The sequence below is a fragment of the Undibacterium sp. Rencai35W genome, from assembly GCF_049340185.1.
Lineage (GTDB): Bacteria > Pseudomonadota > Gammaproteobacteria > Burkholderiales > Burkholderiaceae_D > Undibacterium.
Window position 1 is genome coordinate 106,176 of the sequence record NZ_JBMPPC010000003.1, and the last position, 19,530, is coordinate 125,705.

Here is a 19,530-nt window from a genome sequence, read left to right on the forward strand (position 1 = left end):
ACTTGCGGCTTATTGTTGGGGTTTTTCTTTCGTAGTTTCGAGTGCCGCTACAAACACGTCCAATGCGCGCCGCAGTTGTTCATCCGGGAGTTGCAATAACTGATCACCGACATACCATTCACACATACACTGATCGGGCAGAGCGGTATGCACTGCATTACCGAATAGCCAGATACCATGTTTTTTCGCGATATCGTTGCGTATCTCGGTTGCCTGTTCCCTCGTCACAGGCAAATAAAGGTGGAGCATATTCGCCTGCGGCTGCGCCGGATTGACACGCAGTTGCGGATAATTTTCCAGTAACTGATACAAGCTTTGTGTGCGCTGGAATAAGGCGGGCATATCGGCAATGCGCTGATCGAATTGCATCGCCGCAGCGACGACATAAGGAGTGCGGCGAAATACGTTGCCGCCTTGCCGCCGCATCCACAGACCCGCTTTCGCGATCATCTTCTCACTGCCCAGTAGCATTGCGCCTCCCAGCCCGCCTATACCTTTATAAAACGAGACATAGACTGTATCAAAACCGTCGGCGATTTCATGCAAGGGGCGTCCGTAGAAGCTCTGCGCTTCCCACAAACGTGCACCGTCCATATGCAGATGAATATTCTCTTGCTTGCAGTAGGCTTTGATCGCGTCGAGCTGTTCCCAGGTAGGCAACTGGCCACCGATTTCGCGCATCGGCAATTCGTATTGCACGGCGCCGATTTTTTCCGGAAAGGCTTGTAAGTCATCGACAGTCCATGGGCGATGTGCATTACCAAGCTGGCATGAATTGAAGTGCTGGAGTACCTGATGGTTGCTATTTTCATGTACCAGAATATGAGAGGTCGCATGCAATCCGACCAGATTACTACCACGCTCAGCACAAGCCAGACGCAATGCGGTCACCTGTGTCATGGTGCCGGTGATACAAAATAAGGCAGCTTCTTTACCTAAAAGCGTCGCAATTTTTTTCTCGAAGCTCTGGACCAATTCTCCCTCACCATACGTGTCGTGAGTTACCTGATTCGCTTCGCACCACTGCGCCATTGCTGCAAACTGTTCAGCAGGTTGCAGCAGCTTATGCCCGGGCAAAATCGTATGACAACTCAGACGCAGCGCGGCGATTTCGGCATTCGTCAATTGATAACTCCTTGAGGCAGAATGGTGATGTGACAGATTCAATGATTCATTGTAACGGATGTGAGCGTTGCGCCAATCTGAGTGAGTATGACGGTAGATAGTTCCCCGTTGATTTTAAATAGTCGCTAGCGAAAGCGTAATTCAGGCAAAATTATGATAATACCGATACGATCTTTTATTAGGATCATTCTGTCTAGTCAGTGCAGACTATCATTGCACTGTATTTTTGCTAGCACGTTTTTTTCTAGCCTTATTTTTGCAACCCAATTTCAATAAAGCCATCATGTCAGCAGACCTGCAAACACCCTATGAATCAGGTAATCACAATCAAACTACGACCTGGGAGCAGTGCATCGCTTTTTACCAGCGACTGGCAGAACGTTTTCCGGCGATTTTGCATTTTAGTCAGATTGGCGTATCAGATGCCGGTGTGCCGATTCATGCCGGTGTGGTGAGTGCGGATGGTGTATTCGATCGTGAGCAGATTGCGCTGGAAAAGCGTCCGGTATTTTTTAATAATAATGGTATTCATCCCGGCGAGCCTGAGGGGATTGACGCCTGTATGGCTCTGGTGCGTGACTTTTGTATTGAACCTGGCAGGTTGGCACGTCTGGGACGCACGGTATTTTTATTCATCCCGATATATAACGTGGATGGTTGTCATAACCGTCAGGATACCTCTCGTGTGAATCAGGATGGGCCTGTGATGTTTGGCTTTCGCGGAAATAGCCTGCATCTTGACCTGAATCGTGATTTCATCAAATGCGATAGCTTGAATGCGCAGGTATTCAATCAGTTTTTTACGGCCTGGGATCCTGATGTGATGGTGGATACGCATACCTCGAATGGTGCGGATTATCCCTATACGATGACCTTGATTCATACACAAGCGGATAAGCTGGGTGCTGGTCCCGGACAGTTTTTGCGTCAGACTATGTTGCCAGCGATCTATCAGAATATGGCACAGCGCGGCTGGCCGACGTGTCCGTATGTGAATCCCATCCTCGAGAGTCCGGATCAGGGTATCGAAGAGTTTTTAGAAACAGCGCGTTTCTCGACAGGTTATGCCGCCTTGCATCACACCATTGGCTTTATGCCAGAGACGCATATGCTGAAGCCGTTTGCCGATCGCTACGCGTCGATGCGCGCACTGGTCGAAGTTGTACTCGACTTTACGGTCAGTCATGCGGCGCAGATTCAGCAGTTACGTGATGCGGCGCGACAGTTTGGCAAGACCCGCAGCCACTGGCCAGTCAGCTGGCAACGCGATGATGAGCGTGCATCCACGGTCAATTTTAAGGGCTATGCCGCCTGTCACCGTCCTAGTATCTTGGGTGACTACAGTCGCTTGTATTACGACAAGAATCAGACATGGGAAAAACCGATCCCTTACTACAATCATTTCAAAGAAGCAGTGGTGGTGCGCTCTCCGGTCGCCTATGTGGTGCCGCAGCAATGGCGTGCGGCGATTGAGCGTCTGCAATGGAATGGTGTTGAATTTGAACGACTCAGCGCGAATAAAACCGTACAGGCGCAGAGCTACCAGATTCGTTCTGTTCAATCGCGTGCTCATCCGTATGAGGGGCATATGTTTCATGACGAGATGGTACTGGATGCTGTCATCGGTCAGCATCAGTTGCGTGAGGGCGATGTCTGGATTCCACTGAATCAGGAGCAGGCGCGCTATGTCGTCGAAACGCTGGAGCCGCAGGCGCATGACAGCTTCTTTCGCTGGGGATTTTTTAATAGCGTACTGGAGAAAAAAGAAGCCTACTCCGACTATGTGTTTGAAGACCTGGCGGCAGAATTGTTGCAAACCGAGCCGGAACTCAACGCGCAATTTAACGCATGGAAGCTGGTGCACCCTGAGTTACTGACCGACCAGAGTGCTGTCCTGGATTTTATCTTCACGCATTGCCAGCGCTTTGCTGAACCTGAATGGCGACGTTACCCCGTTCTGGCAATATTTGAATAAATAATATAAATAAAAACAAAGAGATGGCATGATGCAAAGATAAATTGTGAGCAAAAGAACAGCTTTATTCAAAAATCGTCTGTTTTTGGAAAAAAGTTGATCCACGGATACAAATTTAGACTTTGAATTTAATCTAAATTTAATTAAAATCAAATCAGCCTCGTCAGGCTATTCAATTCACTCAGGAGTCGCCATGAAGAAATTTGTCTCACAAGCAGTTATGGGTTTGGTATTGGTTTCAGGCATTGCCTCAGTCGCACAAGCAGCGAACGTTGATACCTCCGTCGATGGCATCTTTACTGCGCTGACAAGCAGCAAAGATTTGCAAGCGACTGTCGATACATTGATCGCGAACGGCGCCGGTGCCGGTTCAGTCGTGTCTGTCGCAGCGGCAGCAGGTATTTCTCTCGATACAGTCAAAGATTTGTCTATCTGCACAAATGACATCTCCGCTGATTCACGCGTTCTGAGCGCTACTTGCCTCAAGCCACGTACAGTCGCAACCGCGTATGTTGCTGGTATGAATGATCCTTTGAAATATCTGCCAGCAACAGCGGCAGGCGTACGCAAAGACAAAACAACGAAATAATCCTTGCTGTGTAAGGGCGATTGCTTCATACGCATTCGCACTCATTGCAGTATGGTTTCAAAGAGCGGCACAGATCTGATCTGTGCCGTTTTTTTGTTGAAGCAATTTTTACTGGTGACGCTGAGTCATCAAATTTTCAGATGCTTCCCGCACTATCCATGCGCCTTCTGGCATGAAATTGCCCTGCGAGGCGCATGAATAAAGCGGATTCCATTTTTTACTTAATTTAAAGCGAACAATTACGTTTGCTGGTCGTCCCTACACACGACTTTCCAGTCTGTTACTTGTCTGTTGGTGTATGCATTGCGATATTTCCTTGCCATGCAGAAAATCTTCCGCATTTTGAAAATATTTCCTTGATGAAATTTTCAGGAATTGTTTCGTCCTAACAAATTATTTCAATAAATTTAAATTTATTTACCACTCGTCATGTATAAATTAACAACTTTACGTCATATAATAAGTTAGTAATTAAAAATACGATGCTGGCTGTATCCGATGCTGCACTCATATTTGCACTAAGAGTCGTGCAAAGTGGTCTCATCCATCATTCTGAAACGGATGAATGATTTGCATACAAATTTCTTATTGAATTTGAACTGATCAAACCCACGTAGTTACAACGACCGATCTGACGTGGTTAGTTACTCAGTAAATTACTTGGTCAATTATTTAGTCAATTACTTAGTCAGTAAGTCAGCAAATCAACAAGTTAGCGGTAGTACACAGCAGTGTAAATAAACTCAAAAAATGTCAACCTACAATTGGAGTCAACATGGCAAACCTATTAGAGCTGGACGGTATATCAGATAACATCAATTATGATCCCAATAATTTATTGGATATCATCATCAAACAATTGCATCTGAAAAATGATGCAGCTCTCTCCAGAGCACTTGAAGTCGCACCGCCAGTCATTAGTAAAATCCGTCATCGTCGCCTGCCAGTCGGTGCCTCGTTGCTGATACGGATGCACGAAATCAGCGACCTGAGCATCAAGGAATTACGTGGACTGATGGGCGATCGCCGTGATAAATTCAGAATCAGTGACGTGCAATTCAAGCCAAAATAAATGGTGATAAGCAGAGGGCAAAAAAGCGATGCAGATTAATTCTGGATCGCTTTTTTATTGGTGCGCATAGATATATTGCGGACGGAAAACAGGCTGACGTTTTTAAGATCCAAGCGGTTCTGTTGCAGAGAGACGGATAAACGTCATCTTCCAGTTGACTTCCCATGATGCGCCTGCGTCCATAGAAAATGCTTGCTCCCAACGTGGGTTTTCACCGGGTGTCGCAGTCCAGGTAAAACGGATTTTGATCGCTTGTCCATTCAAAATATCATCGGCAAAAAATAATCCGACGTGATCGCTAAACCTCCCGACTACGGGGGTATCAAGCTGGGTCGGATTGCGGCCGTCCAGCCACCAGATAGACCAGTTGCCAGAGTCGATGCAGTAAGAACGCATTGCGACTGCGCGAAATGAGCCTTCAGGAAATTCAAGCAAATTATCTTCCAGATTACCGAAGCCACCGAGAATTTTTCTGGTCGATGATAATCCCGTGAACGCAGTCCATTCGTCGGATTGTGCAAAGCGGGCATTCAGTCTTTGATGTTCAACGCGCCAGTCCCCGATCATAAAATCAAAGTCTTTTGGTGCAGCGATGTCTGGTGGCAGTGACATAGAATAAATAGGCAAATAACGGGTTAGTGATTTTTACTGATTTGATTCGGATAATTTCTTTGCACCCGGCTGCACTGATGCTTCTTTCTTTTCAATGTCCTCATCACTATTAACGGAAGAGTCGTCGAGGTAACGTTCGACTAGTTCAAAAAATTTTCCGTAAAAATCGCCCGTAGGAATGGTTTCGCTGGCGACTTTTACTAGCGAGTCGTCGCTCGCGCCGAATGGCAAGGATACGGATCCCAGTGCGCCTACGCCGATGCTGGCGGAATTGCTGCTTTTTTTCAGTGAGTAACGGTCACGTACGGCATTGGCAAATACGGTTGTGCTGTTACTTCCTTTACTATCTGCAGCGCACACCACGGTGAATTCAATTTCTGCGTGGATATCGCTGTCATGCTGGAATTTTCTGCGACCTTTGACAAAGGACAATCTGGAGTCGCTGATGACATAACCCTGACTGAGCAAGGCACGACGCGCAGCTTCGCAAGAATTTCTTTCTGTTCCGGGAAAGCTATGGGTGAAGACATCGGTGGAGCCGAATTCTTCATCTTTTAAATGGACTTTGGTACTGCCCAGGCCACCACCAAAACTGCCGCAGCCAGTCAGCATGACTACGTAAGCAAATATGCCGGACAAATACAGTGAGCGACGTGATGTTGACGAGGCTAAGCCTGTAAATAAAAGTGAAAATAAGCGTGAAAATAGCGATTGCATTGGATCCGTATTTCTAAAGAGATAAAGCGGTGTCGTTTTGTGCGGTCTGTGCGTCTGAGAGCCTGAGAGCGATTAAAAACTACCGGCAAACTGATAGCGCATACCAGGGTGCCACATGGTGACAATCGTAGCGATTTTACCTTTGGACAGCGTTTGACGGTGTAACAGTAAGCAAGGTTCTTTGTGAGTAATCTGTAACATCGAGGCGATATGTTTGGACGGTAACAGGGCTTCAATCCGGTAGCTCACGCTTTGCAGCGGCGCGACGACCATCAGATATTCATTGGGTGTCATGATAGAGAAATCTTGCTTCAGATATTCTGGCGCAATATCGGAGTTGACCCAGCGGTCTTCGACCTGAATCGCGACGTCATTTTCGAAATGCACAATCACGGAATGAAACAGGGGATGACCTATTTTCACTTTGAATTGTTGCGCCAGTATGTCAGTCGCTTTGACCGCGTCGAGCTGATGAAGTTCGCTGCGATGTGTATGACCACGTGCGCGGACTTCTTCGGCAATACTTTTGATCTCGACTAGCGTCGCCTGATATTTATGCTGGGCGACATAGGTGCCGGAACCCTGAATACGCGTCAGTATCTGCTCGCTGGTCAGTTCGCGCACAGCACGATTGACCGTCATGCGTGAGACGCTGAATTGCTCTGCCAACGCTGCCTCGGAGGGGATGGCATCGCCTTCTTTCCAGGTGCCGGACTGGATCTCTTTGAGTAAATAATCTTTGATACGCTGGAAGACCGGAGCGTTTTCTGCTGGTGTGGACACGTCGTTCCTGAATAAATAAGTTGCCGTATTGTCTCATACAAAAATCCGCTTGCAAAAGTTGTATATACAACTTAAACTAATTCCATCGATCTGGCATCGTCTGGATCGTCGTCTGAACCGGCTCTGTATGAATAGCGCTTTGCGTGCATGACGATCGGGCCACACCTTAAAAACGAGATGGGAGCAATCATGAATAACGATCCACGCTGGGACGCAAGCCGCGTCATCCACGCACCGCGCGGTGCAGAAAAAACCTGCAAGACCTGGGTAGCCGAAGCCGCCTACCGGATGATTCAGAACAATCTTGATCCTGCTGTGGCTGAAAATCCTCAACATCTTGTGGTGTATGGCGGGATCGGACGCGCTGCCCGCAACTGGGCATGCTATGACCAGATACTGGCATCCTTAAAAGAGTTGGGTGAAGACGAAACCTTGTTGATTCAGTCTGGTAAGCCGGTCGGTGTATTTAAGACGCATGAGGACGCACCGCGTGTCCTGATCGCGAACTCCAATCTGGTGCCGAAGTGGGCAAACTGGGAACATTTTAATGAACTCGACCGCAAAGGTCTGTTCATGTATGGCCAGATGACGGCAGGTAGCTGGATCTATATCGGTACTCAAGGCATTGTGCAGGGTACCTATGAAACCTTTGCCGAAGCCGGGCGCCAGCATTTTGGCGGTGACTGGGGAGGACGCTGGATTCTGACGGCAGGCCTTGGCGGTATGGGCGGTGCGCAGCCACTTGCAGCGAGTTTTGCCGGTGCTGTTTCATTGAATATCGAATGCCAGCAATCGAGTATCGATTTCCGCTTGCGCACTCGTTATGTCGATAAACAGGCAAAAGATCTCGATGATGCGCTGGCACTGATCAAACATCACTGTGGTCGTAAAGAAGCTGTCTCAATTGCCTTGCTTGGTAACGCCGCAGAAATATTGCCTGAGCTGGTGAAGCGCGCCAAAGCCGGTGGCATGAAACCGGACCTGGTCACGGATCAAACCTCGGCACATGATCTGATTAACGGATATTTACCGGTAGGCTGGACGGTTGAACAATGGAAGGCCGCACAACATGATGCGGGTCAACACGCCAGACTGACTGCCGATGCCGCTCAGGCGTGTGCCGTGCACGTGCAGGCCATGCTGGATTTTCATGCGATGGGCATACCGACGGTGGATTACGGCAATAACATTCGTCAAGTCGCGTTTGATACCGGCGTTAAAAATGCTTTCGATTTCCCAGGCTTTGTTCCTGCGTATATCCGTCCGCTGTTCTGTGATGGCAAAGGTCCGTTCCGCTGGGTTGCTTTGTCCGGCGATCCGGAAGATATCCGTAAAACGGATGCCAAAATCAAAGAACTTTTTCCGGACAATAAGGGCGTGCATAAATGGCTGGATATGGCGGGCGAGCGTATTGCCTTTCAGGGTTTGCCAGCACGTATCTGCTGGCTGGGTCTGGGTGAGCGTCATATCGCTGGTCTGGCATTTAACGAGATGGTTAAAAACGGCGAACTAAAAGCACCGATCGTGATCGGTCGTGATCACCTCGACACGGGTTCCGTCGCTAGTCCAAATCGCGAGACAGAATCGATGATGGACGGCACCGATGCCGTCTCCGACTGGCCTTTGCTGAATGCCTTGCTGAACACGGCGGGCGGCGCGAGCTGGGTGTCCTTGCATCATGGCGGTGGTGTTGGTATGGGCTATTCGCAGCATTCTGGTATGGTGATTGTGGCTGATGGCACCGATGCCGCAGCGAAGCGCCTGGCACGCGTCTTGGTCAACGATTGCGGTTCTGGCGTGATGCGCCATGCTGATGCCGGTTATCCGCAAGCGGTTGCCTGCGCTGAACGCAATGGCTTGAATTTGCCGATGATTCATCATTCGAAGTAATGAGTTGAGGTAGTAAATCCAGACCGTAAGTTGATAAAGATAGGCAGGTCAAAAAACTCCCTCTCCCGCACGCAGGAGAGGGAGTAACAGCAACATAGTGTGCGAGTATTGTGCGAGAAGATAATCGGGTAAAACGATCTGTCGCAGCAGCTAATTAGGGTGAGTTGAGATAAATTAAAAATGTAATCCGCACTATTCATCAGTCTCTTGGAGCATAAATGGCTCAGAAGGCGCATGGATATTGCGGTATCTGTTGTGGAAATTCTAAAAAACCATATTCGAACGCATCACGTCGTGGGTGCTGTTAGGTATTGTTAGGTATTGCTAGATGTTGCTACATATCGCTAGGCATTGCTACGTATTGCGCCTGGCGCTGCATCTCGACTAAAGGGTTTTTAGAAATTCTCCTGTGGTAATCCTATTCAGAACAAACAAAGACCATCAAGGATCAATATGAACACGAATACTTTCATCATTCGCCCGGGCCAAATGAGTTTGTCCGATTTGCGCGCAATCTGGCGTACGGCTTTGCCGCTGGCGTTGGACGCCAGTGCTTATGAAGCGATCAATGCCTCGTCGGCGACGATACAGAGCATCGTCAAAAAAGGCGATGCGGCATATGGTATCAATACGGGGTTTGGCAAACTCGCCAAGACCCGCATCCCAGACGAACAGCTAGAGTTATTGCAAAAAAATCTGATCTTGTCGCACTCGGTCGGTTCCGGCGAATTGATTGCTGACGACGTTGTGCGTCTGATCCTCCTGATGAAAATCGCTAGCCTGGCACGCGGTTACTCAGGTATCCGCGCTAGCGTGATCGACAGCATGATCACTTTGTATAACGCGGGCATCATGCCAGCGATCCCGGTCAAGGGCTCGGTCGGCGCGTCCGGCGATCTGGCTCCCCTATCCCACATGACACTGGCTTTAATGGGCGAAGGCGACGTGCGCGTCAACGGTCAATTGGTATCAGCAAAACAGGCACTGGAAAAAGCGGGCATTACGCCGGTCGTGCTAGCGGCAAAAGAAGGTCTGGCGTTGATCAATGGCACGCAAGTATCTACGGCGCTGGCGTTGAATGGTTTGTTTCTGGCTGAACGCTTGCTGGAGGCCGCGACGATTACCGGCGCCTTGTCTGTCGATGCGGCGAAAGGCAGCGATGCGCCATTTGATGCGCGTATTCATGCTGTGCGTGGTCAACCTGGGCAGATGGCGACAGCCAGCATTTATCGCGAATTATTGAGTGGTAGCGAGATTCGTCGTTCCCATCTGGTCAACGACGAGCGCGTACAAGATCCTTACTGCCTGCGCTGTCAGCCACAGGTGATGGGCGCCTGCCTGGATATCATCAATAACGCCGCCCGTACTTTATTGATTGAAGCGAATGCAGTGACCGATAATCCATTGGTATTTCTTGATACCGGTGAAGTGATTTCCGGCGGCAATTTTCATGCAGAACCTGTGGCATTTGCGGCAGACACACTGGCACTGGCCATTGCAGAAATCGGTTCTATTTCCGAGCGCCGTATTGCCTTGCTGATTGATGCGAGTCTGTCGGGTTTGCCACCTTTCCTGGTACCGAATTCCGGCTTGAATTCCGGCTTCATGATTGCACATGTGACAGCAGCAGCGTTAGCCTCAGAGAACAAATCTCACGCGCATCCTGCCAGTGTCGATACCATCCCGACTTCAGCGAATCAGGAAGATCACGTCAGCATGGCGACCTACGCCGGACGTCGTTTACATGAGATGGCGCACAACACTGCGACCATCGTCGGAATTGAATTACTGGCGGCAGCGCAGGGTGTCGATTTTCATCAGCCTTTAGAAACCTCGGCAAGCCTGGCAACGGTGCATCATGCATTGCGTCGTAAAGTTGCGTTCTATGACAAAGACCGCTTCTTTGCACCGGATATTGCCGCCGCAAAACAGATGGTGCTGGACGGTGAATTGAGCGCACAATGTCAGCATTTATACGCGCATCTTTATCTGGCTTAAGGATAAAAAAATACAAAATTTCATAAAATACGTGTTCAAATATTTTCATTAAATCAGTCATCATGCGTAAATGGACTAAACAAGACTATAAATCCATGCCTTGGAAAAACGGCGGTGGCAGCACTACCGAGCTGGCAGTTTTTCCTGAGGGGGCAAGTCTTGATCAGTTCGTCTGGCGCATCAGCACTGCGCTGGTTAGTAGCGATGGCGCTTTCTCTCACTTTGCCCGGATCGACAGAACTTTAGCGATCTTGTCAGGTGAGGGCATGACTTTGCATGCCGATAACGATGGCATTGCTGCCGGTGCCGCTGCTCCTCTTCGTGTGACCCTGACGCGCGACAGTGTGCCGTATTCGTTTTCTGGTGAGCTGCCGATCCGTGCAGAGCTATTGGATGGCGCGGTCTGGGATCTGAATCTGATGACGCGGCGTGATGTCTGTACCCATTACATGCAGCGTCTGGAAGCCGGTGAGCATCATGTTGTTGCTCAGGACGCACAGCAGGTTTTACTGTACTGCGCGCAGGGCTCCGCAGTACTGAACCGCGATGTGTCATTGCAGGAGGCTGACCTGGTTTTGCTCGAAGAGGATCATGAGCGCGTCGGCGTGCGCCTGGTGGTGCAGGCGAGCGAAGAGTGCCTGCTTTATCTGATGCGTATCAGCTTTCTCAATCATGCAGGAACCTAAGTCATGACACAGCTCTGGATCAATATTCATCTTGCTACGATGGTAGACGGCTATGGCGAGATTCGTGATGCAGCAATTGCCGTAAAAGACGGAAAAATCGTCTGGCTGGGTAAACATACCGATCTGCCCGATGCCTATCAAACAGCGCAGACCTATGACGGGCAAGGCTGCTGGCTTACCCCGGGCCTGATCGATTGCCATACTCATATTGTGTATGCAGGCAATCGCAGTGACGAGTTTGAAGCCCGTCTTAACGGCGTCGCTTACGAAGATATCGCGCGACAAGGTGGCGGTATTCTTTCCACAGTACGCGCAACCCGGCAAGCGACTGCCGAGCAGTTAATGCAAGCAAGTCTACCGCGTGTCCGTACTCTTTTGAAAGAGGGTGTGACCACACTGGAGATCAAATCCGGCTATGGCCTGGATCTGGAAACCGAGGCGAAAATGCTGCGAGTTGCCCGCCAGTTCGCCGTTGACCTGGCGGTACGGGTGCAGACCACTTTTCTTGGTGCACATGCCTTGCCTCCTGAGTATGCAGGGCGGGCGGATGATTATCTCGACGTAGTGTGTGAGCAGATGTTACCAGCCCTGGTTGCAGACGGACTGGTCGATGCGGTTGACGCATTTTGCGAAAAAATCGGCTTCTCTGCCACACAAACTGAAAAAGTATTTCAGGCAGCGCAGCGCCACGGACTGCCCGTTAAACTCCATGCAGAACAACTCTCAGATCAGGGCGGGGCAGCACTCACCGCACGCTATCAAGGCTTATCCGCCGACCATCTGGAGTATTTGTCTCAAACAGGTATTGATGCCATGGCGCAGCACGGTACAGTCGCTGTCCTGTTGCCGGGGGCGTTTTATTTTTTACGTGAAACGACATTGCCGCCGCTCGTCGCTTTGCGCGAGGCTCAGGTTCCTATGGCGATCTCTACCGACTGCAATCCCGGTACGTCACCCATGACTTCGTTGTTACTGGCGATGAATATGGCATGCACCTTATTTCGTATGACACCGCTAGAAGCGCTGGCAGGTGTGACAAAGCACGCAGCACGTGCGCTGGGCCTGCATCGCCAGATCGGTACATTGGAAATCGGCAAGGCCGCAGACTTCGCTTTATGGGCAATTGACCGGCCCGGAGATCTCGCTTATGCGATCGGTGGCAATCCTTGCACGGGCATTGTATTTGCGGGAGCGCCGCGCCTTGGTTAAACTAGAGCCTTAGCTTAACAAGGATCTACCGTGACGACATCTGCCAAAGCGACTCTGCAAACCAGCCTGCAAGCGCAATTGAAAAAAATCTGGCAAGGTCGTACAAGGAAAATCCTGATCGGCCTGCTGAGTGCTTTGCTAGTACTTGCAGCACTTAGCTGGTTACTCCTGCCATCCTATGTACAGCGTGTCGCGACAGAACAAGTACAACAACAATTAGGACGCAAACTAGAGATTGGCGCAATCCGCTTTTCTCCGTTCGCGCTGGCACTGACGGCGGATCAGGTCACTTTGTTTGAGGCAGATCAGAAAACTGCCGCAGTCTCAATTAAAAGTCTACTACTTAATCTCTCTCTGAGTTCTGCCTGGCACCAGGCTCTGGTGATTGACGAAGTCAGATTGAGTGAGCCGCATATCCATCTGGTCCGCACCAGCGGCAAGGATTACGGGCGTTATAATTTTTCTGACATTATCGATAAACTCGCGGCGCAGCCAAAAAGTCACGGTGCTCCTCTTCGGTTCTCGCTGGCAAACGTACAAGTGCAGAATGGTCGTATCGTATTTGACGATCAGGTCGTGACTAAACAAACCCATATTGAAGCACTGCAAATTGCCCTACCGTTTTTGTCAAACTTTCCGACCGAGGTAAATAGTTTCGTACAACCGATGCTGTCTGCCAAAATCAATGGCACAGCTTTTGAGCTGAAGGCGCGCAGCAAACCATTTGCAGACAGTCTCGATACGACCCTGGCGATTGATATTGATCGCCTGGATGTGCCGACCTATATTGCTTATGTTCCTGTGCCTTTGCCCTTGAAAATACAAAGCGCCAAATTATCAAGCAAGCTGGATCTGGTCTTTAGTCGTCAGCAACATCAGTCGCAAATGCTCCTGTCCGGCGAATTGACATTGCAAGATATCCGCCTGAACGACCCTACCGATGCAGCGTTGCTGCGTAGCGAAGCGATGACGGCGCAGCTCAAACAAGTCAATATATTGACTGGTATGGTCAATGTCGAGCAACTACAAATTGATGCTCCCGAAGTCTGGATTGATCTGGATAACAAAGGGCAAATGAACTGGGCGAAGCTGGGGAGCCACGGTCAATCTGCTAAGGACAAAAAACCAACGACGGCTAAGACAGTCATCGCCAGTGCATCCACTCCTACCTCGGTACCGGCATCGACATCGGCGTCGGTCACCGATAATAAAGCCACCTCCATATTCGCCTTGCATCGCTTGCAGCTCAACAAAGGTCAGATTCACTTTAGTGATGCCTTGCACTCATCGCCTATTAGCGCCATCAATGTAAATGCGATCACGTTAACGGTTAAAGAGTTTAGTACCGATCTTGCCTCTAAACCTGCCAATGTGTCACTCAGTCTGCAAACAGAGCAAGAGGCAAAGGTAACATTTGAGGGTGAGTTTAGTACAGCGAATAAGTTAGTCGATGGCCAGTTCACCTTGACGGCATTGCCGCTTGAGGCATATCAGGCGTATTTGAATCCCGTATTGGCCGCGACACTCGGGGGCAACTTCTCCATGCAATCACATCTGCATGCTCAGGATAGCCAGTGGCAAATCAACGACCTGAGTGCGCAACTCGCTGATTTTTCGATGCAGGCAAAAGCGAAAGGTGAGGGTGGCATTGTACTCAAGTCACTGGCTGTGAATAAGCTCAACCTTGATACAGTGACTAAGCGCATCACGGTAGCGAGTGTTGATATCGATGGCGTCAAAGCCGATATACAACGCGATCAGACGGCGCAATTTAACCTGCAAAAATTTCTGATCACTCACAAGACGCCGCTTGCCGATAAGACCGCAACTCCTCTGGCAACCCCGGTGGCAGTCACGATAGCCGCTCCGGTAGCATCCTCGACACTTAGTACCCCTGCCAGTATCGCTACTTCATCCGCAGATACTGCGGCGACAGGCATGCTTCAAGCTTTGCATGTTAAGTCGGAGACCCCGGATAAGAAAATCTGGCAGGTGAGTGTGCAGAATTTTGCGCTGACTGACAGTAATGTGAAGTTTGATGATTACTCGCTGTACCCAAGCGTGCATCTGAATGTAGATGGCATTCAGGCACAGGCAAGCAATCTCAGCAGCGATTTATCGCAAGCGGCCAGTTTGAAATGGAAGAGTGTTCTAAACCGCAAAGGTAGGCTGAATTTGAGTGCCGACGCGAGCAGTGGTCTGAAAAATATAACGATCGCACTTGACGCGCAGACTTTGCCAGTTGCTGCGTTTTACCCTTATTTTGCGCAACAAGTGAATGTCACGCTGAATCGCGGAGACGCGAGTGCTAAAGGCAAATTAAGCATACAGAATGACAAAGGACAAACACCCGCAATAAGTTATGAGGGTAATCTCAGACTTAGTGATTTTCATATGCTGGAGGGTAGTGATAACGAAGATTTTCTGACATGGAAAACCGTTGATATGGATGGCATCAGTGCCAGGCTGGGGAATGCAAAACCGAGCGTACTGCTAAAAAAACTAAGCCTGGTCGATTTTTATGCACGCGCCGTGTTATCTGATAAAGGTAAGCTGAATTTGCAGAATATACTGGTCAGCAAAACAACGGCGCCTGCTGAGGTACCAACCGAGAACGTAGCAACTGGTGTGAATAATTCGCTGGTAACGCCACTTACAGTGCCGCTTGCAAATTCGATGACGGTGACAGATTCCTCCATCGCTTCTGTCGCTGCGCCTGTATCACATTCCTCGTCCGGTGCCACGTCATCGCAGACGACAAATCCGCTGATCATTCGCATCGCTCAAACTTCACTGCGCGGTGGCAATATCAATTTTACCGATAACTTCATTCGCCCGAATTACACTGCGAACCTGACCGGCGTAAGCGGTACCATCGGCGCTATTGCTTCCGATAATCCGCAAGCAGCGACGCTAGAGCTGACCGGTAAAATTGACAATGATGCGCCCCTCGTAATTTCTGGTGCGCTGAATCCTTTATCGTCGCCGATTTTTCTCGATATCAAAGGCAGTGCCAGTGGGATGGAGCTGACGCGACTCACTCCGTATGCCGCGAAATATGCAGGCTATGCGATAGAAAAAGGTAAGTTATCGGTACAAGTTTCTTATCGAGTCGAAAACCAGCAATTAAAAGCAGAAAATGAGGTTCGCCTTGATCAATTGACCTTCGGTGAAAAAATTGATAGCCCGACGGCGACACATCTTCCGGTGCAACTGGCGCTTGCGCTATTGCGCGATAACGATGGCAAGATCAATATCAATTTACCGATTTCAGGATCATTGTCTGATCCGCAGTTCTCGGTTGGCGGCATCATCTGGAAAGTCTTTGTTAATCTCATCAGCAAGGCAGTAACTGCGCCATTTTCTTTGCTGAGTTCAGCATTTGGCGGCGGCGAGGAACTTGCCTATGTCGAGTTCACCCCCGGAATGGCGGCGCTCACGCCAGATGCCGTCAATAAACTCGATAGTCTGGCCAAGGCGCTCAATAATCGCAGCAGTCTGCGTATGGATATTCTGGGCAGAGTTGATGCGGCGACGGATGCAGAAGGTTTGCGCCGTACCAGCCTGGATAAAAAAATCCGGCACATTAAATTTCTTCATTTACAAAAGAAAAATCCTCAATTGACTCTGGAGCAGGTCAGTCTTGAGGACGGCGATCAAAAAGCCTATATGGCTGACGTGTATCAATCTGAGAAATTTAGCAAGCCGCGCAATCTCATCGGATTGGCTAAAGCATTACCTCAGGAAGAGATGGAGCGATTGATACTTGCCAATATCAGCGTAACTCCCGAGATTCTTCGCGAGTTAGCACAGCGCCGGGCAGATAATGTCAGAGATTATCTGGAGCAAAAAGCTGGCGTCAGCAAAGACCGCTTGTTTTTGATCGCACCGAAATTAAGTGCAGATGGAATTAAGGATAAAGGTGCGCCAAACCGGGTAGATTTTTCTGTCAAATAGAGCTTAGTTGCCTGATACAGGACATTCTGTTAGTCACTATTTGTGTCTCTACGGCTACTTTTTCTTTTTTACCTTCGTTTTTGCTGCTTTATTTTGTAACGAGTTCTGGTAAGCTTCTCTTGTGTCTATGTTAAGCATCTGTTGCTTGAACTAATTGTTGCCATCTGCTGGATGTATTGCAAAAATGTGCCAAAGAATGTTGCTAAAAACACTCAGTATTCCCGAACGCTGCCGTTGATTTGTCTCTGCGTCAAATTTGAGCGCAATATGACACGATGTTGTAATGTTCACTGGCTCTAATGCAGATCCAAACAGGTCAAAACAGGTCATAAATAGGTTCTGAGCAGGACTGAAACAGGCCTTAAGCAAGTGTGTGTAAGGATAGCCATGAGTGAGAACCCTCTGAATAAAATACTGTACGTAGAAGACGACGCTGACATTCAGACTGTGGCTCAGATAGCGCTGGAAGTCGTCGGAGGCTTCGAATTAATTAAATGCAGTTCCGGCAGCGAGGCGCTGGCAGCGATTCATGCCGGTGCCGTCCCCGATTTGCTGCTGCTCGACGTCATGATGCCGAATATGGATGGCCCGACGACGTTGGCAGAGCTGCGTAAGTTGCCTGCCACCGAAGCAACACCCGTTATCTTTATGACTGCAAAAGTGCAGTCTGTTGAGCTCGATTATTACAAATCTCTGGGAGCGATCGGCGTCATTGCTAAGCCATTCGACCCCATGGAATTATCCGGACAAGTGCTAAATCTTTGGCACAAAGGAAGCTAAATGGTAGCGGTGAATTCTAGCTTGCAGGCAAAATTGCAGGCGTTAGAAAATTTATTTCGTGAAAAGCTGCCCTCAAAAATCGCTGAGATGGACGCAGCGTTAACTCGTTTTTTACTCAACCCGCAAGATCATGATGCCCTGACTCTGTTACATCGTTTATTGCATACGATGGCAGGATCTGCAGGAACCTTCGGTTTTCCCGAGCTAGGTGTGGACGCCCGCGAGTTTGAAAAAAGACTGAAACCCTTGTTTGATGGTGAAGTCTGGACTAAGAAAACCTTGGGCGCGTATGCCAAAGAGTTGAGAATCTATTTTGACGGCGTTTTACTCTCGGCAGAAAATAAGGCCAGCAATGTATTGGTCGAAGAAACTGCAGAAAATTTCAAAGATAACGAAAGCTCCCGCCTAGTATACCTGGTCGACGAGGATAATGAAGCCACTCAGTCAATCAAAGTCCAGTTAGAACATTTTGGTTATGAAGTCGTCTTGATCAATCAGCTTAAATCACTGGCTATTGCAATCGCCACCCGTCGGCCTGACATCGTTGTGATTGAATACGGTTCGGTTGACGGAAGAATGGCCGGAGCGGAAGAAATCGCCAAGATTAAGCAACACGGGCGCTTCCATATTCCGACCATTTTTGTATCGAATTCCAGCAGCTTTGAACATCGTCTGCAGGCCGTGCGCTCTGGCGGCGATGGCTATTTCACCAAGCCGATTGATATCGTGGCGCTGACCGAGCGTATTGATGCGGTAGTCGGACGCGAGGAGCCGAGGGGCTATCGGATCTTGATCATTGATGATGATGTGGTGACGTCGGAATATTACAGTGTTGTGCTACGCAACGCCGGAATGAGTGTCAAGACCTTACATGACCCGGCGCAGGTGCTAAATGCGCTCACCGACTTTCGCCCGGAGTTAATCTTGCTGGATGTCTACATGCCCTTGTGTAGTGGCGTAGAGCTGTCGAAGATGATACGGCAGGATAATTCTTATCTGGATATTCCTATTGTTTTCCTGTCGAGCGAAAATGATATGGGCAAACAGCTGGATGCGGTCAAAGCAGGTGCGGATGATTTTATAACCAAGCCGATAGAGCCGCAGTTTCTGGTGGCGTCATTAACTACAAGAGCTGAGCGTTATCGTTTGTTACGCGCACTGATTATGCGTGATGGTTTGACAGGTTTATATAATCATACGGCGATCAAAGAAGAATTGTCGGCAGAAATTTCTATTGCCGGTCGTAATCAGACCCCGCTGGCGCTGGCGATTCTGGATCTGGATTTCTTCAAAAACGTGAATGATACTTACGGACATCCGGTTGGTGATCAGGTATTGCGAACTTTGTCGCGCCTGCTTAAACAGCGTTTGCGTCGCAGTGATATTGTGGGGCGCTATGGCGGTGAAGAGTTCGTCATTATTTTTCCGAGCACAACGGCGATTGTTGCTCGTCGCGTGCTGGAACAGATTCGTATAGCATTTAATAAAATTGAACAACATGCCGAGCAAGGTGGTTTCTCGGTCAGTTTTTCTGCGGGAGTAGCTGATTTGGAGTCGTCCGGTGACTCTGACGAATTATTTGATGTTGCGGATGCTGCTTTGTATCGGGCCAAACAAGGTGGCAGAAATCAAATTGAGTTAGCAATAATTCGCTAGTTCACTTATACACTCAATAGATTTAATTATCTTAACATGGCACAACATTCTCGATCATCAAGCCAGTCTCTAAGCGTGCTTGTTGTCGATGACGACTACTTTATGCAGCGTATGGCGGTTACGGTACTTGAGGCATTAGGCCACACGGGAGTAGTTGTCGATGATGGACGAAAAGCGTTGGACTGTTTGTCTAAGCGGCGATTCGATGTTGTTTTAATGGATGTCATGATGCCCGTCATGGATGGCCTTGAGGCATTAGCAGCGATTCGTGGGCGCGAGCATATGGGGAGCCGGCAACGTATCATTATGGTAACGGGACATGCTGAACCGACTGATCGAATGAGGTTGGAACAGGCGGGGGCGGATGGTTACATTAGTAAACCTATCGACATAGCGCAGTTGCTCCGCGAGTTAGATCGGGTAATGCTTTTTTAGCGACGCATATTTCCATGTAACACTGTTTCACCATTAACTCATTGAG

General features: G+C 49.1%; 15 protein-coding genes. 11 read left to right on the forward strand and 4 right to left on the reverse strand.

The features are described from left to right. Positions 1-9: 9 nt before the first annotated feature. The gene (locus tag ACO0K3_RS07510) at positions 10-1,125 is read right to left on the reverse strand and encodes a threonine aldolase family protein (protein WP_422983344.1); all 1,116 of its coding nucleotides are present in this window, start codon (positions 1,123-1,125) and stop codon (positions 10-12) included. 283 nt (positions 1,126-1,408) lie between these two features. Between ACO0K3_RS07510 and ACO0K3_RS07515 the strand changes: the two genes are divergently transcribed. The 3 genes from ACO0K3_RS07515 to ACO0K3_RS07525 all read left to right on the forward strand — a co-directional run bounded on the left by ACO0K3_RS07515 (position 1,409) and on the right by ACO0K3_RS07525 (position 4,761). Continuing rightward, the gene (locus tag ACO0K3_RS07515) at positions 1,409-3,100 is read left to right on the forward strand and encodes a M14 family zinc carboxypeptidase (RefSeq protein WP_422983346.1); all 1,692 of its coding nucleotides are present in this window, start codon (positions 1,409-1,411) and stop codon (positions 3,098-3,100) included. Between the two features lie 193 nt (positions 3,101-3,293). Next, positions 3,294-3,689, forward strand: coding sequence for a hypothetical protein (locus tag ACO0K3_RS07520; RefSeq protein ID WP_422956185.1), 396 nt, complete (start codon positions 3,294-3,296; stop codon positions 3,687-3,689). Between the two features lie 775 nt (positions 3,690-4,464). Then, positions 4,465-4,761, forward strand: a complete 297-nt coding sequence (locus tag ACO0K3_RS07525; protein WP_422956184.1) for a hypothetical protein — start codon at positions 4,465-4,467, stop codon at positions 4,759-4,761. A gap of 102 nt (positions 4,762-4,863) precedes the next feature. Here ACO0K3_RS07525 and ACO0K3_RS07530 read toward each other — a convergent pair whose 3' ends face one another. The 3 genes from ACO0K3_RS07530 to hutC all read right to left on the reverse strand — a co-directional run bounded on the left by ACO0K3_RS07530 (position 4,864) and on the right by hutC (position 6,873). Next, entirely contained in the window at positions 4,864-5,373 is a 510-nt protein-coding gene (locus ACO0K3_RS07530; RefSeq protein ID WP_422983348.1) for a DUF1579 domain-containing protein, read from the reverse strand. Positions 5,374-5,406: 33 nt separating this feature from the next. Further along, a complete protein-coding gene (locus ACO0K3_RS07535; protein ID WP_422983350.1) occupies positions 5,407-6,090 on the reverse strand; it encodes a DUF2242 domain-containing protein in 684 nt (227 codons plus the stop codon). A 72-nt stretch (positions 6,091-6,162) separates the two neighbouring features. Continuing rightward, positions 6,163-6,873 carry a histidine utilization repressor gene (gene hutC / locus ACO0K3_RS07540; RefSeq protein ID WP_422983352.1) on the reverse strand — a complete coding sequence of 237 codons (711 nt, stop codon included), beginning with the start codon at positions 6,871-6,873 and terminating at the stop codon, positions 6,163-6,165. A 189-nt stretch (positions 6,874-7,062) separates the two neighbouring features. Here hutC and hutU point away from each other — a divergent pair, with 189 nt between their 5' ends. The 8 genes from hutU (at position 7,063) to ACO0K3_RS07580 (ending at position 19,484) form a co-directional block, all read left to right on the forward strand. Beyond that, complete coding sequence (hutU, locus tag ACO0K3_RS07545; protein WP_422983354.1) at positions 7,063-8,763, forward strand: urocanate hydratase; 1,701 nt, start codon at positions 7,063-7,065, stop codon at positions 8,761-8,763. A gap of 453 nt (positions 8,764-9,216) precedes the next feature. Beyond that, a complete protein-coding gene (hutH, locus tag ACO0K3_RS07550) occupies positions 9,217-10,761 on the forward strand; it encodes a histidine ammonia-lyase (protein WP_422983356.1) in 1,545 nt (514 codons plus the stop codon). A 62-nt stretch (positions 10,762-10,823) separates the two neighbouring features. Next, on the forward strand, positions 10,824-11,447 hold the full coding sequence (locus ACO0K3_RS07555) for a HutD family protein (RefSeq protein WP_422983358.1): 624 nt from the start codon (positions 10,824-10,826) through the stop codon (positions 11,445-11,447). Positions 11,448-11,450: 3 nt separating this feature from the next. Then, positions 11,451-12,656, forward strand: coding sequence for an imidazolonepropionase (gene hutI, locus ACO0K3_RS07560; protein ID WP_422983360.1), 1,206 nt, complete (start codon positions 11,451-11,453; stop codon positions 12,654-12,656). A gap of 30 nt (positions 12,657-12,686) precedes the next feature. Continuing rightward, positions 12,687-16,613 (forward strand): DUF748 domain-containing protein, encoded by a 3,927-nt coding sequence (locus tag ACO0K3_RS07565; protein WP_422983362.1) that lies wholly within the window; start codon positions 12,687-12,689, stop codon positions 16,611-16,613. A 387-nt stretch (positions 16,614-17,000) separates the two neighbouring features. Then, on the forward strand, positions 17,001-17,393 hold the full coding sequence (locus tag ACO0K3_RS07570; RefSeq protein ID WP_422956175.1) for a response regulator: 393 nt from the start codon (positions 17,001-17,003) through the stop codon (positions 17,391-17,393). Next, a complete protein-coding gene (locus tag ACO0K3_RS07575; RefSeq protein WP_422983364.1) occupies positions 17,394-19,049 on the forward strand; it encodes a diguanylate cyclase in 1,656 nt (551 codons plus the stop codon). A gap of 36 nt (positions 19,050-19,085) precedes the next feature. Further along, positions 19,086-19,484 (forward strand): response regulator, encoded by a 399-nt coding sequence (locus ACO0K3_RS07580; protein WP_422983366.1) that lies wholly within the window; start codon positions 19,086-19,088, stop codon positions 19,482-19,484. Positions 19,485-19,530: the final 46 nt, after the last annotated feature.

Bases quoted from the DNA above. Each gene is read 5' to 3' on its own strand.
- ACO0K3_RS07515 (WP_422983346.1), top strand. From the start codon at position 1,409: ATGTCAGCAGACCTGCAAACACCCTATGAATCAGGTAATCACAATCAA.
- ACO0K3_RS07520 (WP_422956185.1), top strand. From the start codon at position 3,294: ATGAAGAAATTTGTCTCACAAGCAGTTATGGGTTTGGTATTGGTTTCA.
- ACO0K3_RS07525 (WP_422956184.1), top strand. From the start codon at position 4,465: ATGGCAAACCTATTAGAGCTGGACGGTATATCAGATAACATCAATTAT.
- ACO0K3_RS07530 (WP_422983348.1), bottom strand. From the start codon at position 5,373: ATGTCACTGCCACCAGACATCGCTGCACCAAAAGACTTTGATTTTATG.
- ACO0K3_RS07535 (WP_422983350.1), bottom strand. From the start codon at position 6,090: ATGCAATCGCTATTTTCACGCTTATTTTCACTTTTATTTACAGGCTTA.
- hutU (WP_422983354.1), top strand. From the start codon at position 7,063: ATGAATAACGATCCACGCTGGGACGCAAGCCGCGTCATCCACGCACCG.
- hutH (WP_422983356.1), top strand. From the start codon at position 9,217: ATGAACACGAATACTTTCATCATTCGCCCGGGCCAAATGAGTTTGTCC.
- ACO0K3_RS07555 (WP_422983358.1), top strand. From the start codon at position 10,824: ATGCGTAAATGGACTAAACAAGACTATAAATCCATGCCTTGGAAAAAC.
- hutI (WP_422983360.1), top strand. From the start codon at position 11,451: ATGACACAGCTCTGGATCAATATTCATCTTGCTACGATGGTAGACGGC.
- ACO0K3_RS07570 (WP_422956175.1), top strand. From the start codon at position 17,001: ATGAGTGAGAACCCTCTGAATAAAATACTGTACGTAGAAGACGACGCT.
- ACO0K3_RS07575 (WP_422983364.1), top strand. From the start codon at position 17,394: ATGGTAGCGGTGAATTCTAGCTTGCAGGCAAAATTGCAGGCGTTAGAA.
- ACO0K3_RS07580 (WP_422983366.1), top strand. From the start codon at position 19,086: ATGGCACAACATTCTCGATCATCAAGCCAGTCTCTAAGCGTGCTTGTT.